Origin of the sequence: Burkholderia sp. RF7-non_BP4, assembly GCF_001521935.1 — a bacterium.
Lineage (GTDB): Bacteria > Pseudomonadota > Gammaproteobacteria > Burkholderiales > Burkholderiaceae > Burkholderia > Burkholderia diffusa.
This window is the reverse complement of sequence record NZ_LOTA01000025.1, coordinates 294,875-308,914: the sequence shown is the minus strand read 5'-3', so window position 1 is coordinate 308,914 and position 14,040 is coordinate 294,875. Positions and strand designations below refer to the sequence as shown.

The window sequence follows — 14,040 nt, the reverse complement described above, 5'->3', positions numbered from 1 at the left end:
CGGCCGTCGCCGCAGGAATGCTTACGCCTGCCGCGCAGTCAGCAGCTTGATCCCGAGGCCGACGAACAGCAGCCCGCTGGCGCGCTTGGCCGCGCGTACCCACGGGCCGACGCCGATGCCGCGATGGAGCCGGCGCACGCCGAACGAATAGACGCTGTGCACGACGACGACGGTGCATGCGATCGTCACGTACATCACGATGAACTGCATCGCGAGCGGGCGACCGTGTGAAATGAACTGCGGCATGAACGCCGACAGGAAGATCATCGTCTTCGGGTTGCTGCCCGACACGAACAGCGCTTCGCGGAACAGCTTCCTGCGGTCGGGCTCGATGATCGCGGCCTGGCCGTGGGGCGAGCGCGCGTTGCGGTCGCCGCGCAGTTGCCGGATGCCCAGAAAGATCAGGTACGCGGCGCCGACGACCTTCATCGCGACGAACAGCGGCGGCATCGCGGCCAGCACCGCGCCGACGCCGAACGCGACGAGCATGACCACCGCGCCTTGCGCGACGAGGTTGCCCGCGATCGTCGCGGCGGTGCCGCGCGAGCCGTAGCGCACCGTGTTGCGGATGACGAGCAGCACGTTGGGGCCCGGCGACAGCGTCGTCGCGAGATAGGCAGCGGCAAACAGCATCCAGGTCTGAATGGACATGCGTTGCTCCGAGAGGCGGTTCCGGCGGTCGGGATGAAGCGATGATGCCACGCCAAAATGACGCGGACCGCCGCCGGAACCGGCGCGGCGCGTCAGCGTGCGTCGCGCGCGCAGTATGCGGCGATCGACGACGGCGAATCGATCGCGGACGGCCGCGTCATCCACGCGATCCACGCCGCCCATAACCCGCAGGCGATCAGCACGGCGACGTTCAGCGGCGTCCGGTAGCGGACGATCAGGTTGGCCAGCGGCACGCGTTCCTTGCTCATGTGCATCTCCTTCGGTCGTTGCGGATGCGGCGTTACTGGCCGGTGTAGGAGGGCGCTTTCGCGTCGCAGGTCACGGACACCGTCGCGCCGTCGGCGAAATGCAGCCGGAGCGGCACCTTCGCACCGGGCGCGACGGGCTGGCGCGGTTCCTCCAGCATCACGTGATAGCCCTTCGGCCTGAACGTCACCGTGCCGTGCGCGGGCACGTCGACCGCTTCGACGTGAACCATCTTCGCGGTGCTGCCGGCCGTCTGCGTTTCGTGCATCATTGCCATCCCGAACGCGGGCGTATCGACGCCCGTGAGCGTGACGGGTTTGTCGCCGTCGTTCTTCAGCGTGAAATAACCGGACGACGGCACCGTCGCCGGCATCGTGCGGATCCAGCATGCATCGGCCTGGACGGCCGACGCGGCGAACGTGGCGGGCGCCTGCAGCGCCAGCAGTGCAAACAGCAGGCTGGTCGGAATCGAGCGTTTCATCGAGTGTGTTCCTGATCGGGTAGGGAAAGTCGCCGCGCGGGCGTCGTGCGCGTTATTTCACCGTGAACGTGTAGCGGCCCTGCGTGCGGTGCCCGTCGCTCGCCACCGCGACCCATGCGACCGTGTACGTACCAGGCGTCAGGTTCGCCAGCGCCACATGCATCCGCTTTCGGTTGCCGGCGTCGATGGCGGATTTTCCGTCGGCGACCGATTGTCCGTGGCTGTCGGTGACGGCGATCGAACTGAATGCGGGTTCGAGCGTTTCGCTGAAGTCGATCGTGACCGCGTGCGGCGCGCTCGACAGCGCGGCGTCGGCGGCCGGTTCGAGGTTTTTCGGGTGTGCGTGCGCGTGAGCGGCCTGGGCGACGATGAAGCCGAGTGCGACGAGTGCGCCGCGGACGAAAGCAGTGGTTTTCATGACAGGATGATCCGGTTGGAAATGACAAGGAGAACGATGCATTCGACGAACGGCCGCGCGTTCGTGCACGCGCAACCGCCGGAGGCGGGCGAGCGCACGCACGGCGCGACGCCGCGAGCGATACGGTCGAACATGAGATCGTCCTTCGAAACGTGACACGGCATGCACGCGCAGCGCGCGTGCGGACGGCGTGATGCGCGACGGCATCACGCGCGGTGACGACGAATCAGGACGCGAGCGGCGGGGCGCGCGGTTGCGCGGCCGTAAGCGGCTGCGTGCGGCGCAGGCTTTCGAAGCGGGTTGCTTCGCGATGCCGGAGCGGTTGGAGGTTGGCCGCGAACGTCAGTTCGGGCGCGGGCAGGGCGGGTGTATGGGCGAGCAGGCTGCAATAGCCGCAAGCCTGCAGATGGGCCTGCAGGCTTTTCGACGACGCATCGCCGGCATGGTTGCCGCCCGCCGGCCCGGCCGTGCAGTAGCCGGCAAGCAGCGAATCGACGCGGTCTTGCGTCGTCAGCGCTTGCGAGATCGTCGGCGCGAGCGCCGTCATCAGGATGGCGAGCATCCCGATCAGACTGACGATCTTCCGGAAACGACGACTCAGCATGCGATGCGCGGGGCGGCGTATGAACGACGATGGAGCGGATTATGCCACGCACCCGCCGCGAGGGCATGCGGGCACGCGGATGCCGGGAATGATGCGCGGCACGCTTACGCGTGCTTCGCGAGATATTTCGTGATCAGCATCATCTGCGCGGCCCAGCCCTGATCGTTCATCTCGCGCGCCTTCGCGCGACGCGTTGCGATCAACTGGTCGAAACCCGTTTCGGTGATCGTCAGCAGCGTGCCGCCGTTCGCTTCGGCGAGTGCGAACGTGACGAGCGTCATCGGCTCGGACGCGTAATCGACGTTCGGATCGATCGCGAACGGGTGCCAGCGAAAGGAAAACCGTTGCTTCGGCTCGACGCGATCGACGACGATTTCGAACACGGTGCCGGCATACGGCTCCTGTGCCCTGGCGACGTCGTCGTCGACGCGCGTCGGCGTGATGCGGCCGAACAGCGGCCGGTCGGCGACGAACGGTCCGTCGAACGTCACGCCGAACCAGGTGCCGAATTCCCCGGCATTGCTGACGGCTTCCCAGACGCGCGCCAGCGGCGCGGCGAGCAAGGCTTGTTTCTCGATGCGATCGGTGGACTGGGTCATCGCGTTCTCCTGGCGGGCATGCTTGATGCGGGACGGCGCACGGCCGCGCGCCGCGTTCAGTCGATCATCACCGCGTCGGGCACGTCGAGCACGACATCTGAGGTCGCGACGGCCACGCACGGCAGCGTATAGCCGTCGGCCTTTTCCTCGCGGCTCAGGCCCGGCCATTCGATCGTATAGCGTACGCTGCCGCTGACGATCCTGCACAGGCAGCTTCGGCACGTGCCGTTGCGGCACGAGCGCGGCAGCCTGACGTGCGCGAACGCGGCGGCCTCGAGCAGCGTCAGCGAATCGGGGGCGTCGAACGTCGCGCCGAGCGGCTCGATGCGTACGAGAGGCGGGTGGTCGGGATCGGTCATGGGGCGAAGCGGGCGGCGGCGCGGCGGCAAGACAAGGCAAGCGCCAAGCATACCCGAAGGCGGTGCGGCCGGCGCCCGTCGGGCAGCCGGCCCGCGACGTCAGTGTCGGCGCAGGTAGCGGTACACGGTATTGCGCGCGAGTCCGAGCTCCCGTGCGGCGGCCGATACGTTGCCGCCGTGCCGCGCGAGCACCGCGTCGATCACCGCGGCCTGGTGGCTCTGCAGGGTCGTTGCTTCGCGCGTGTCGGACGGCGCGGCCTGCGCCACGGGCGCGTCGTCGCAGTCGAGCCAGAAATCGTCGGGCAGGTGCGCGAGCGTGATTTCGGCTTCGTCTTCGGCGAGCATGCCGGCCGTGCGCAGCACGTTGGTCATTTGCCGCAGGTTGCCGGGCCAGCGGTGCCGCATGAACGCGTCGAGCACGTCGGTCGCGAGGCGGCTCGGCATCGGCTCGCTGCGACCGAGCCGCGCGAGGATCCGCTCGACCAGTGCCGGCAGGTCGGTGCGCGCGGCGAGCGGCGGCAGCGTGACGGCAAGGCCGTTGATCCGGTAGAACAGGTCTTCGCGGAACGTGCCTTCGGCGATCATCGCACGCAGGTCGCGGTGGGTCGCGCAGACCACGCGGACGTCGACCGGCACCGCGCGTGCGCCGCCAAGCGGCATCACCGCGCGCTCCTGCAGCACGCGCATCAGCCTGACCTGCTGCGCGAGCGGCATGTCGCCGATTTCGTCGAGAAACAGCGTGCCGCCGTCGGCCTGCGCGATCTTGCCGGGGCTGCCGCGCTTGCGCGCACCGGTGAAGGCGCCGTCCTCGTAGCCGAACAGTTCGGCCTCGATCAGCGAATCCGGCAGCGCCGCGCAGTTGACCGCGACGAACGGGCCGTCCGCGCGCGGCGATGCCTGGTGCAGCGCACGCGCGAGCCATTCCTTGCCGGTGCCGGTCTGGCCGAGGATCAGCAACGGCAGGTCGCGCCCACGAATCTTCGCGACGCGTTCGAGCACGGCGGCCATCCGCGCATCGCCGGTGTCGAGCGTCGCGAACGTGATCGCGTCGGGGTCCGGCGCCCGTGTGCGCGCGGCGGGCGCGGGTGGCGTGACGGCGACGGCCGTCTTGTGCGCTTCCGCGAATTCGCAGCGCGCGAGCACGCGCACGCCGGTCGACAGCGTGAGGCGGAACGGTGCGCCGGGTGCGCGGGTCGCCTGCTGCGCGAGCTGTCCGAAATGCATGCCGAACAGCGCATCGCAGCCTTGATGCTGCAACGCATCGAAGGTCGCGCCGAGCTGGAATTGCGCGCTGCGGTTCGCGGCGATCAGCCCGCCGTCGGGGCCGAACGCGACGAGCCCGGCGAACAGCGAGTCGACGCAATCCTCGTGGGCGTGGAAGCGCAGCCGCAGTGCTTCCGCGCACTGGTTCGCGAACAGATGGTTCTCGATCAACTGCGCGGACATCCGCACGAGCGCGAGCGTATGGGGGCTGAAGCCGCGCGGGTCGCCGCTCACGTCGAGCGTGCCGAGCGTGCGGCCGAACGGGTCGATGATCGGCGCGCACGAGCAGGTGAGGATATGGTTCGCGCGCAGGAAGTGTTCGGCACCGTGCACGGCGACCGCCTGGCCCGATGCGAGCGCGGTGCCGATCGCGTTGGTGCCGCGTGCGCCTTCGGCCCACGACACGCCGGTGCACAGCGCGACGCGGTTTGCTTTTTCGATGAAGTCCGCATCGCCGATGCTGTGCAGGATCACGCCGTCGGCGTCGGTGAGCAGCACGAGGCTTTGCGTGTCGGCGATCTGCGCGTGGAGGTTCTCCATCACCGGGCGCGCGTGCGCGAACAATGCGTGGTTCGTGTCGAGCAGTTCGCGCAGCGCGAGCCGCGACAGCGGCGAGAAATCGGGGCGCTCGTTTGCGCGCAGGCCGACCGCGGTCGAACGGGCATGCGCCTGCGCGAGCAGGTCGTTGCGGCCCGCGGTGGCGGGCAGCACGAAAGGTTGAGGCATGTCTTGTCTCCTGTCGACCAGAGTTAGCGCTTTAGCGCTTACTCTGGTCCCATGCTTCGCGGTCGGCCAGAGTTAGCGCTTCAGCGCTTACTGGGGCCCCATGCTTCGCGGTCGGCCAGAGTTAGCGCTTCAGCGCTTACTCTGGTCCCATGCTTCGCGGTCGGCCGGAGGTAGCACTTCAGCGCTTGCCAGGGCCCCATGCTCCGCGGTCGCCCACAGCTCACACTTTGCACCGCACCATCCGCCACCCGGGCCGCCGCCATCGATATCGCCTCATCATACAAGCGCCGCGCGCGTTGTGCGACTGCGTACAAAACCCCCTTGCTTTTAAGCGTCCGCCTGCAATGATGAAAGTGGAGCACGCACGCGCCGTGTTCCGCATCGCAACATGCATGCGACGTGACATGCATCCGTTCGGGAGACCCATCATGGTTCGGACGGAACTGAGAGTCGTGTTGGCGGCCATCGCCACTTTCATCATGCTGGGCGGCATCGCCGTCGCGATCCACGGTCTGCTGTTCGACCTGAGCGATGCGGTGCAATACGGGGCCGCCGCGATCGCGGTAGGTGCCACGACCGCCGCGATCGCACTGAACATCTGGCCCACCGATCCCCACTGACGCCGCTCGGCAAAACGGTGCCGGATGTCGCGCTGGTCTGATGAAAAAGCGCGTCGGAACGACGCACATCGTAAATTTTGCCTCCTGCGCGAAACCGTCTACAGTGGAATGCAACCGGCACGCATTGTCCGCGCCATACCCCCGTGGATGCTGCCTCTGCCGGCGAGCCCGCGTAAATTTTCGTCCGGCCGGTAGCGGACGACGGACGCGGTCATTTGCTTTCTACCGGACAAGGCGGCTCCCATGCAGATCCATTTCACGAATGAGAAGCCCGAATATTCGGGGCGCGACCTGATGCTTGGTTTCACGGCGCTGGTCAATGGCGAGCGCGTCCAATGTCAGATCACCGCCGAGGCGCTGGAGGATCATTTCGGTGCGGCATCGCCGCGCTTCGAGGACATGGTCGGTGCGTACGATCAGCACCGCGAGCGTATCGAGGCGGCCGCACGGCGGTTGCTGTCCGAGACGCGCGCGCAATGCGTGACGCTGCGCAGCGGCTACGTGCGCTTCTACGAGGCGAACTGGCGCTGAACCGGACGACCGGGCAGCGACGGAGCGGGCGTCGGATACCGGCGCCCGTGTCATATCGGCGCATGCTCGTCCGGTAGCGCGCCCGCGCGGGGCGGTGCCCGGCACGATTCGAACGTCGTGCCAGCGCGCTGGCGTGCGTGCGTTCCCGCGTTCCCGCGCTCCGTTGCGATCAATCCGCGCCGCTCAGCACGTATGCGTCGCCGGTTGCGCCGTTCGCGCGCGCGATGCGTGCGAAGCCCGTGTCGGCCAGGTGCATGCCCGCAATCAGCAAGTTATCCGAAGCGACTTCGGCGAGCGTGGCCGCGCGCGTCGACGATGCCTGCGACGGATCGTGATCGAACGCAATCGACACGTCGGGGCGAGCAACCTGAATCGGCGCGAAATGCACGAGATCGCCCCAGATCAGCAGGCGCTCGCCGCGCGATTCGACGCGATAGCCGGTGTGGCCGGGCGTGTGCCCCGGCAGCGGCACGGCGACGATGCCGGGCAGCACGTCGCCTGCCGCCTCGATGGTGCGTAGCTGCGCGCGATACACGTCGAACGTGCGCCGCGCGATCCGGAAATTGCCGCGTGCGCGCTCGCTTGCCCGCTCGTACATGCCGTCGTCCAGCCAGAACGCACGTTCCCGTTCGTGAATGAACACCTCCGCTTGCGGAAAGGCCGGCTGTCCGTCCGTGTCGAGCAGGCCGCCGATGTGGTCAGGATGGGCGTGCGTCAGCAGGACCGTGTCGATGTCGCGTGCATCGATGCCGGCTCGCGACAGCGACGGACGCAGCAGGCCGCCCCAGTTCCGGATGCCGCCGGCGCCGGTGTCGACGAGCACGGTGCGCCCGTTTCCGCGTATGACATAGCAGTTGATGTTGACGTCGGACGGCGCGTGTATGCCGGCCCTGTGCATGATGCCGGTCGCGTCGTCGACGTCGATGTTCGACAGCAGGTCGAGGCCGGCCGTCAGCGTGCCGTCGCTGATCGCGGTCACCGTGAAATCGCCGACCTTGCGACGCGGGAAAGATGGGCGGGGAACCGAGGCGCTCATGGGTCAATGTCGGGCGTGAAGGTGGGGGGTGTCGTAGCCGAAGCAGCGGATCCGTGCGACGAATCCGGTGTGGCGAAGAATCTCGCGATCCAGTTCCGTCATGAACCGGTCCATCAGTTCAGTGGTGCGAAATGATGTGATGCGAAAGCGGATCTCCGCGCTGACCGGATGTCCGCAGCCGTGCCGGACCGGAACGTATACGACATGGACCGTGCCGGGTGCGGCGCTCAACACGTCGGTGCAAATCCTCTCGCACGCCGACGACAACGCGTCGAGCGCCGCACTGGTCGGCATGCTCGCCTCCGGGATGAAAATCGTGACGCTCGGCATGGTCGGGCTCCGGTCAGCGCGCGGTTGTCGACGTCGTCGTGCTGACGAGTCGGTCACCCATCGGCGCATAGAGCCGGATCGTGGCATCGGACGCGAGCCGAGCCTGATCGTGCGCGAGGACGGCCAGCCAGCGCGCCGCCGGCCGGCGATCCAGCGCGACCGCATGCATGGCCGTGGCGGCGATACCTGCTCGCGCGAACGGGGCGAGGTCGTCGCAAACGGCCAGCCATTGATGGCCGGAGACGGCGGGCGCGGGTGCCGCGCAGTCGTATACGTTGCGACGCCACTCGACGATGTGCGGCTGCCAGCGCGCGAAATTGCCGCCGCCCTTGTCGCGATACTCGGCCGACGTCAGCACGTCCGGGCCGTCGATCGTATGCAGCGCGAGGTAGACGGGGCCGTCGCCGCCGAGCGCGCGAAAGCGTTGCGACGTCCGAAAGCCGGATACGGAAATCAGCGCCGGCAGTTTGATCCGGCTGTAGAAGTCGTTCCACTCGGCTTCGACGGCGGGCTCGGCGATGCTGCATTCAACGGCATAGATCATGACTTCTCCGCAGGGGGGGCGAGCGGCCTTCGGAATCGAACGGCTGGCTCGACGGGTTGAGTTTTTGTCATGATAATGAGCGGCACAACGGGCGAAAAACGATGATTCGTCACCGTTCAATGACATTTGATCAAGCCATGACCGACGGCGGTCGGACCGGGAGCAATCGTGACGCGACGCAGGATTCCGAGCAATTCGGCATTGATGGCATTCGAGGCCGCGGCGCGGCATGGAAGCTTCGCGCGCGCCGCCGACGAACTGGCGTTGACGGAAGGCGCGATCAGCCGGCAGATCGGCCGGCTGGAGACGTTCCTGGGCGTCGCGCTGTTCGAGCGGGTCGGCAATCGCGTGCGGTTGGCGCCGAACGGCGTGCGCTACGCGGCGCAGGTTCGCGAAGTGCTGGACCGGCTCGAGCGCGACAGCCAGTACATGATGGGGCAGCCCGGTGACGGCGGCAGCGTCGATATCGCCGTGACGCCGACATTCGCGACGCGTTGGCTGATTCCGCGGCTCAAGGGATTCCAGACGCAGCATCCGAACATCACGGTGCACTTTGCCGATCGCGCGGAGCCGTTCGTGCTGGCCGGCAGCGGTTTCGATGCGGCGATTCACTTCGAGCATCCTGCCTGGGCCGGCATGCACACGTACCGGCTGTGCGAGGAGGTGCTGGTGCCGGTCTGCCATCCGTCGCTGCTCGCGGGCGGGCAGCCGGACATGTTGCTGGGCACGCTGCCGCGCCTGCACAAGCGCCAGACGCCCGATGCGTGGTCGGCGTACGTGCACGAGACGGGGTTGCCGGTGAGCAATCCGGCCGCCGGCGCACGCTACGACCTTTACTCGATGCTGATCGCGGCGGCGCTGGCGGGGCTCGGCGTTGCGCTGGTGCCACGTCTCTATGTCGACGCCGAGATCGCGCAAGGGTTGCTCGCCGCGCCGTGGCCCGACGGGCGGGGCGTGGTCAAGCGCTTCTGTCTCGTGTTGCCCGACGCGCTGGAACTGGGCGAGGGGCCGCTGCAGACCTTCGCGCGCTGGGTGCTTCGGCAGGCGGAAGCTTGACCGGCGCTCACTCGCACCACGCGCGTAGCCGAATCGAGAACACAACAAAAACGCCACCCGAAGGTGGCGTTTTCGTTTCATCGTGCGGCGCACCGGGGCGCGCGTGCGTCACTCGCTGCCGAGATAGAAGAAGCGGAACAGGAACACGGCCGCGATGATCCACACGATCGGCTTGACCGTGCGGGCCTGGCCCGTCAGCAGCTTCAGGCCGCCGTACGCGATGAAGCCGAACGCGACGCCGTTCGCGATCGAGTAAGTGAACGGCATCAGCAGCGCGGTCAGCGCGGCCGGCACGGCTTCGGTCGCGTCGTCCCACGGCACGTCGACCATCTCGCGCAGCATCAGGCACGACACGTACAGCAGTGCCGGTGCCGTGGCGTAGGCCGGCACGACGCCGGCGAGCGGCGCGATGAACAGGCACGCGAGGAACAGCACGGCGACGGTGATCGCCGTCACGCCCGTGCGGCCGCCGGCCTGCACGCCCGACGCGCTTTCGATATACGCGGTGGTCGACGACGTGCCGAGCACCGAGCCCGCGACGATCGCGGTGCTGTCGGCGAGCAGCGCCTTGTTCAGGCGGTTCATCTTGCCTTCGACGAGCAGGCCCGCGCGGTTCGCGACGCCCATCAGCGTGCCGGTCGCGTCGAACAATTCGACGAGGAAGAACACGAGGATCACGTTGATGATGCCGGTCGACAGCGCGGCGCCGATGTCGAGCTTGAACAGCGTCGCGTCGATCGACGGCGGCGCGGAGAACACGCCGTGGAACTGGTTGTCGCCGAAGAAGAACGACAGGATCGTGACGCCGATGATGCCGATCAGGATCGCGCCGCGCACGCGCAGGTGGTCGAGCGTGACGATGGTGAAGAAGCCGATGATCGCGAGGATCGTGTCGTGCTTGTGCAGGTCGCCGAGCGTGACGAGCGTGGCCGGGCTGCCGACGATCACGCCCGAGGTTTTCAGCGAGATGATGCCGAGGAACAGGCCGATGCCGGCGGTGATCGAGATGCGCAGCGATTTCGGAATGCCGTTGACGATCGCCTCGCGCACGCGGAACAGCGTGACGAGCAGGAACAGGCAGCCGGAGATGAACACCGCGCCGAGCGCGGCCTGCCACGTGAAGCCCATCCCCTTGACGACCGTGTACGCGAAATACGCGTTCAGGCCCATGCCGGGCGCGCAGGCGATCGGGTAGTTCGCGTACAGCCCCATGATGATCGACGCCAGCGCCGCGACGAGGCAGGTCGCGACGAACACGGATTCCTTGGGCATGCCGGCATCGCCGAGGATCGCGGGGTTGACGAAGATGATGTAGGCCATCGTCAGGAACGTGGTGACGCCCGCGAGTATTTCGGTGCGGAAGTCGGTGCCGGCTTCGTCGAAGCCGAAATACCGCTTGATGGATTCCATGAAGGCGTTTCTCCGGTCGGGTTGTCGTGTTGCTTGTTGTTTATGCCGAATTGTTGTAAGGCAGCGGCGAGGCCGGCCTACTGTAACCAGCCACTATTGCGACGCTATCGGCGGATTGTAATAGCGCGGATAGCTCGGACGATATAGTTGCGGGGCACGATCGGCAGCGTTCGCGCGAACGGTGGGACAGGCCGGCCGCGCGACGAAGGCGCGCATTTTACCGGTTCGGACCAGGCGGGCAGGTAGAAACGATGGAAACGATTCGATGGCGGGCGGGCTGTGTCGGCCGATGCGGGCGCAACGGCATGATCGACATGCGGTGCATGGCCGCCACGCGACGGTATGCGACCGCAACGGCACGCCCGCACGAGGGGCGAACACAGGACGGACGCAATGCGCGCGCACATGACCGGCGCGGGTGCGCGGCGGCGCGCAGCGGCCATTCGTCAGTCCAGGCGGTTGCAGATATCGGGCTATCCTGCGCCGAAGCCGTCGCGTCCGCAACTGTCATTTCGCGGCGCGGGCCGGACTGTGGTTTCTGTGTAAAAGATTGCAAGACGTCATCGCGTTAACCGGCAAGTCTTTCTAGGATAGATACACCGCGCACACACGTCGGCCAGTTGTTGCCGACGCGGGGGAGTCGCAGTCCGTGCAGGCCAGGCGGTGAAGCGCGGTGACGGTCGTTGCGCATTCGGGCAGGCGCGACCGGTTGCGATTGCCCGATGCGGGTTCGTCCGTCATCACGGAGGTCAGCATGTTGAACTGGATCAGCCGTTGGGCGATGCGGCACGCCCCCACGCCGGAAAAAACCGCTGCGTCGATGCTCGTGACGGCGCGTATGGAACTGTTCGCAGCCGAACAGCGCGTCATCGATGCGAAATTACAGGCGGATTACTGGCGTACGCGGGTGTCATTTCTCGAGGAGGTGCAAAAGCAAGGCATCGACCCGTGGGTGACCTCGCAGGCGGCGCAACGCCCCGACCTCGATTCCACGCCTCGCAGCACGGGCCCGCGTCTCGCCGCCAGCACCTGATGCACGTGATGCATGTCAGGGTTGCGCACGGCGCGCGATCGCTCGCGGCACGCACGTGCGTGCCGCGTCATTCGATGCGCACCTGCGACGCGTCGCGTCGCGGGTGCGTCCGTTTCCGGATGCGCTGATTCAGTGCGTTCCGGCATCCCGTCGCGCGCGTGAGCGCGCATCGTCAATCCCGTATTCGCCATCGTCCGACGAGCAAACGTTGCATGCGCGCGAGCGTGCGTCTCAGCCGCTCGCCGCGCTTCACGTACGCCGTCGTGATCGACGCCTCGGCTGGCCGGTCGTCATCGGTGCCGAGCCAGATTCGATCGCCGCGCGCGATGCGCAGCACGTCGCCGGGTTGTACCCAGTAGTCGTCGACGCTCGGCGGCCGCGTGATCCACAGCGGCGCGCCGTGCGCGCGGATTTCCGCATCGCTCGGCGCGCGCCAGGTCAGCGTCGTGCGCGGCGCGACCGCGAAACGGATCACGACGGTCGGTAACGCGATCGCGCCGACGCGGCGCGAATCGGGACGGTCGAACAACGGGCTTGCCTGGTCCATCGTCTTCTCCATTCGTTGAGCCGGACGGATGACGCGCACCAGAACAAAAAGGCCTCATCCGTTTCCGGTGAGGCCTTGTGTGACATGCGGTACTGCTCGGATGCTAACGCACAAGCGCCTCCCGTGATCCATTCTTTCGAATGTTCAGCGGGCAATGATTCGCGATGGCGATGAGCTTGAACGTAGGCATGCGAACGAGTTTGTCGATGTCGTACGGCGTTGTCAACGACTATTTTCGAGATATGTGACGATCACGCGTCGTGCTGGGCGAGGCCGTTGACGAGCAGTTCGGACAGCAGGCCCGTCATCCCGTTCGGATGCGTGGCGGCGCGTGCCTTCAGCTGTTCGACGAGGTCGGCGTTGAGCTTGCACGCGAACGGCACGAGGCCTTGTTCCTGGTCGAGCTTGCGCTGCGCGCGGCGGTCGAGCTTCGCCGCGTCCTCGGCGCCCTTGCCGAAGCGGGCGGAGCTGGACTGCTTCATCGCGTGCGTCAGCTTGAGCGCCTTGTTCTTTTCTAGATCGGTTTTCTTCATGGCCATCGCGGCACCTCCGGGAAATGAAGCCGCGATTGTACGCATTTCGGCGGGCGCCCCCGCCGAAACCGTCGCGAACCCGCTTGCGGGCCCGGTCACGCGCCCTTCGTCGTGCCCCAGTTGCCGCCGTGCGCGGCCGCCTGCGCGGCCGGCGAGCGCGCCAGATACGCGAGCGCCTGCTCGGTCGAGCCTTCGTGGTGCGGCGTATAGCCCGGCCTGAAATAGCGCAGCGCCGCGCCGATCACCTTCCAGAACGACGGCAGGTGCCCGCGCCGCGAGCCCTTCCACCACGACAGCACGAAACCCGGATAACGGCCGGCGGCGGGATCTCGCCGGTACATGAATTTCGCGCCGCTCGTGATGAAGTAGAGCAGCAGCACGATCACGAACGCCATGTGCACGCAGCGTTCCGGATAGTTGCCGCCCATCTGGTTGTAGATGTCGAACGCGACGGTCCGGTGTTCGACTTCCTCCGCGCCGTGCCAGCGCAGCAGGTCGACCATCGTCGGGTCGGCGCGGCCTTCGTCGAGCCCGTGCGCGTTGAGCACCCAGTTGCCGAGATAGCCGAAGAAATGTTCGAGCGACGCGATCACCGCGAGCTGCTGACGCAGCCAGAAGCGCGTGTGGCCGATCTTCAGCCCGAACGGCGCTTCGCCGAGCACGCGCGTGAACAGCCAGTTCAGCTTCTGCGTGAATGGCTTCGTGTCGATCCCGTGCCGATCGTAGTAATGCTTGAGCACGCCGCCGTGCGAGCGCGAATGCACGGCTTCCTGGCGCAGGAAGCCCTCGGCTTCGTCGCGCAGGCGCGCATCGGTGATGTTCGGCAGCGCCTTGTTGTATACGCGGCAGAACCACAGTTCGCCTTCCGGGAACAGCAGGTTCAGCGTGTTGATGATGTGCGTGCTGCCCGGGTCATTCGGCACCCACGTGATCGGCGTGTCGCTGAAGTCGAACTTCACGTGCCGGGCCTTGATCTTGTGATAGTCGGCGGTAGCGGTCATCTGTGTCTCCGTTCCTGTGCGGCGCGCCGCG

19 protein-coding genes are annotated in these 14,040 nt (G+C 66.9%); 4 read left to right on the top strand and 15 right to left on the bottom strand.

What is annotated here, in order from left to right; genetic code table 11:
- Window positions 1–21: 21 nt before the first annotated feature.
- The 8 genes from WS49_RS09680 to WS49_RS09645 form a co-directional block, all read right to left on the bottom strand.
- Window positions 22–651, bottom strand: coding sequence for a LysE family translocator (locus WS49_RS09680; RefSeq protein WP_059527073.1), 630 nt, complete (start codon window positions 649–651; stop codon window positions 22–24).
- A gap of 92 nt (window positions 652–743) precedes the next feature.
- Complete coding sequence (locus WS49_RS35575; protein WP_179949258.1) at window positions 744–920, bottom strand: hypothetical protein; 177 nt, start codon at window positions 918–920, stop codon at window positions 744–746.
- Between the two features lie 32 nt (window positions 921–952).
- Entirely contained in the window at window positions 953–1,399 is a 447-nt protein-coding gene (locus WS49_RS09670; protein WP_059527068.1) for a copper chaperone PCu(A)C, read from the bottom strand.
- Window positions 1,400–1,451: 52 nt separating this feature from the next.
- Window positions 1,452–1,817 carry a copper homeostasis periplasmic binding protein CopC gene (gene copC / locus WS49_RS09665; RefSeq protein ID WP_059527065.1) on the bottom strand — a complete coding sequence of 122 codons (366 nt, stop codon included), beginning with the start codon at window positions 1,815–1,817 and terminating at the stop codon, window positions 1,452–1,454.
- A 226-nt stretch (window positions 1,818–2,043) separates the two neighbouring features.
- A complete protein-coding gene (locus WS49_RS09660; RefSeq protein WP_059527062.1) occupies window positions 2,044–2,421 on the bottom strand; it encodes a DUF2946 domain-containing protein in 378 nt (125 codons plus the stop codon).
- Between the two features lie 104 nt (window positions 2,422–2,525).
- Window positions 2,526–3,020, bottom strand: a complete 495-nt coding sequence (locus WS49_RS09655) for an SRPBCC family protein (RefSeq protein ID WP_059527059.1) — start codon at window positions 3,018–3,020, stop codon at window positions 2,526–2,528.
- Between the two features lie 56 nt (window positions 3,021–3,076).
- Entirely contained in the window at window positions 3,077–3,379 is a 303-nt protein-coding gene (locus WS49_RS09650; RefSeq protein WP_059527056.1) for a 2Fe-2S iron-sulfur cluster-binding protein, read from the bottom strand.
- Between the two features lie 99 nt (window positions 3,380–3,478).
- Window positions 3,479–5,368, bottom strand: coding sequence for a sigma-54-dependent Fis family transcriptional regulator (locus WS49_RS09645; RefSeq protein WP_059527053.1), 1,890 nt, complete (start codon window positions 5,366–5,368; stop codon window positions 3,479–3,481).
- Between the two features lie 428 nt (window positions 5,369–5,796).
- Here WS49_RS09645 and WS49_RS09640 point away from each other — a divergent pair, with 428 nt between their 5' ends.
- Together WS49_RS09640 and WS49_RS09635 are read left to right on the top strand one after the other, a co-directional pair.
- The gene (locus WS49_RS09640) at window positions 5,797–5,988 is read left to right on the top strand and encodes a DUF2964 family protein (protein ID WP_059527249.1); all 192 of its coding nucleotides are present in this window, start codon (window positions 5,797–5,799) and stop codon (window positions 5,986–5,988) included.
- Between the two features lie 243 nt (window positions 5,989–6,231).
- Entirely contained in the window at window positions 6,232–6,519 is a 288-nt protein-coding gene (locus WS49_RS09635) for a DUF1488 domain-containing protein (RefSeq protein WP_014898618.1), read from the top strand.
- Window positions 6,520–6,688: 169 nt separating this feature from the next.
- Here the strand turns inward: WS49_RS09635 and WS49_RS09630 are convergent, their stop codons facing one another.
- The 3 genes from WS49_RS09630 to WS49_RS09620 are packed head-to-tail and all read right to left on the bottom strand — an operon-like array spanning window position 6,689 to window position 8,429.
- The gene (locus WS49_RS09630; protein WP_059527049.1) at window positions 6,689–7,555 is read right to left on the bottom strand and encodes an MBL fold metallo-hydrolase; all 867 of its coding nucleotides are present in this window, start codon (window positions 7,553–7,555) and stop codon (window positions 6,689–6,691) included.
- A gap of 3 nt (window positions 7,556–7,558) precedes the next feature.
- A complete protein-coding gene (locus WS49_RS09625) occupies window positions 7,559–7,885 on the bottom strand; it encodes a hypothetical protein (protein ID WP_059527047.1) in 327 nt (108 codons plus the stop codon).
- A 13-nt stretch (window positions 7,886–7,898) separates the two neighbouring features.
- Window positions 7,899–8,429 (bottom strand): hypothetical protein, encoded by a 531-nt coding sequence (locus WS49_RS09620; RefSeq protein WP_059527044.1) that lies wholly within the window; start codon window positions 8,427–8,429, stop codon window positions 7,899–7,901.
- A gap of 204 nt (window positions 8,430–8,633) precedes the next feature.
- Between WS49_RS09620 and WS49_RS09615 the strand changes: the two genes are divergently transcribed.
- Window positions 8,634–9,485, top strand: coding sequence for a LysR substrate-binding domain-containing protein (locus WS49_RS09615; RefSeq protein ID WP_059527041.1), 852 nt, complete (start codon window positions 8,634–8,636; stop codon window positions 9,483–9,485).
- Window positions 9,486–9,593: 108 nt separating this feature from the next.
- On the opposite strand, the gene WS49_RS09610 is transcribed toward WS49_RS09615, so the two are convergent.
- Window positions 9,594–10,895: an NCS2 family permease gene (locus WS49_RS09610; protein WP_059527038.1), complete on the bottom strand. Its 1,302-nt coding sequence runs from the start codon at window positions 10,893–10,895 to the stop codon at window positions 9,594–9,596.
- 754 nt (window positions 10,896–11,649) lie between these two features.
- On the opposite strand from WS49_RS09610, the gene WS49_RS09605 reads away from it, so the two are divergent.
- Window positions 11,650–11,928, top strand: a complete 279-nt coding sequence (locus WS49_RS09605) for a hypothetical protein (protein WP_006480752.1) — start codon at window positions 11,650–11,652, stop codon at window positions 11,926–11,928.
- 172 nt (window positions 11,929–12,100) lie between these two features.
- Here WS49_RS09605 and WS49_RS09600 read toward each other — a convergent pair whose 3' ends face one another.
- From WS49_RS09600 to WS49_RS09590, 3 genes are all read right to left on the bottom strand, one after another.
- Window positions 12,101–12,475: a DUF2917 domain-containing protein gene (locus tag WS49_RS09600; protein WP_059527245.1), complete on the bottom strand. Its 375-nt coding sequence runs from the start codon at window positions 12,473–12,475 to the stop codon at window positions 12,101–12,103.
- 251 nt (window positions 12,476–12,726) lie between these two features.
- Window positions 12,727–13,014 (bottom strand): hypothetical protein, encoded by a 288-nt coding sequence (locus tag WS49_RS09595; RefSeq protein ID WP_059527037.1) that lies wholly within the window; start codon window positions 13,012–13,014, stop codon window positions 12,727–12,729.
- 89 nt (window positions 13,015–13,103) lie between these two features.
- On the bottom strand, window positions 13,104–14,009 hold the full coding sequence (locus WS49_RS09590) for a metal-dependent hydrolase (RefSeq protein WP_059527034.1): 906 nt from the start codon (window positions 14,007–14,009) through the stop codon (window positions 13,104–13,106).
- Window positions 14,010–14,040: the final 31 nt, after the last annotated feature.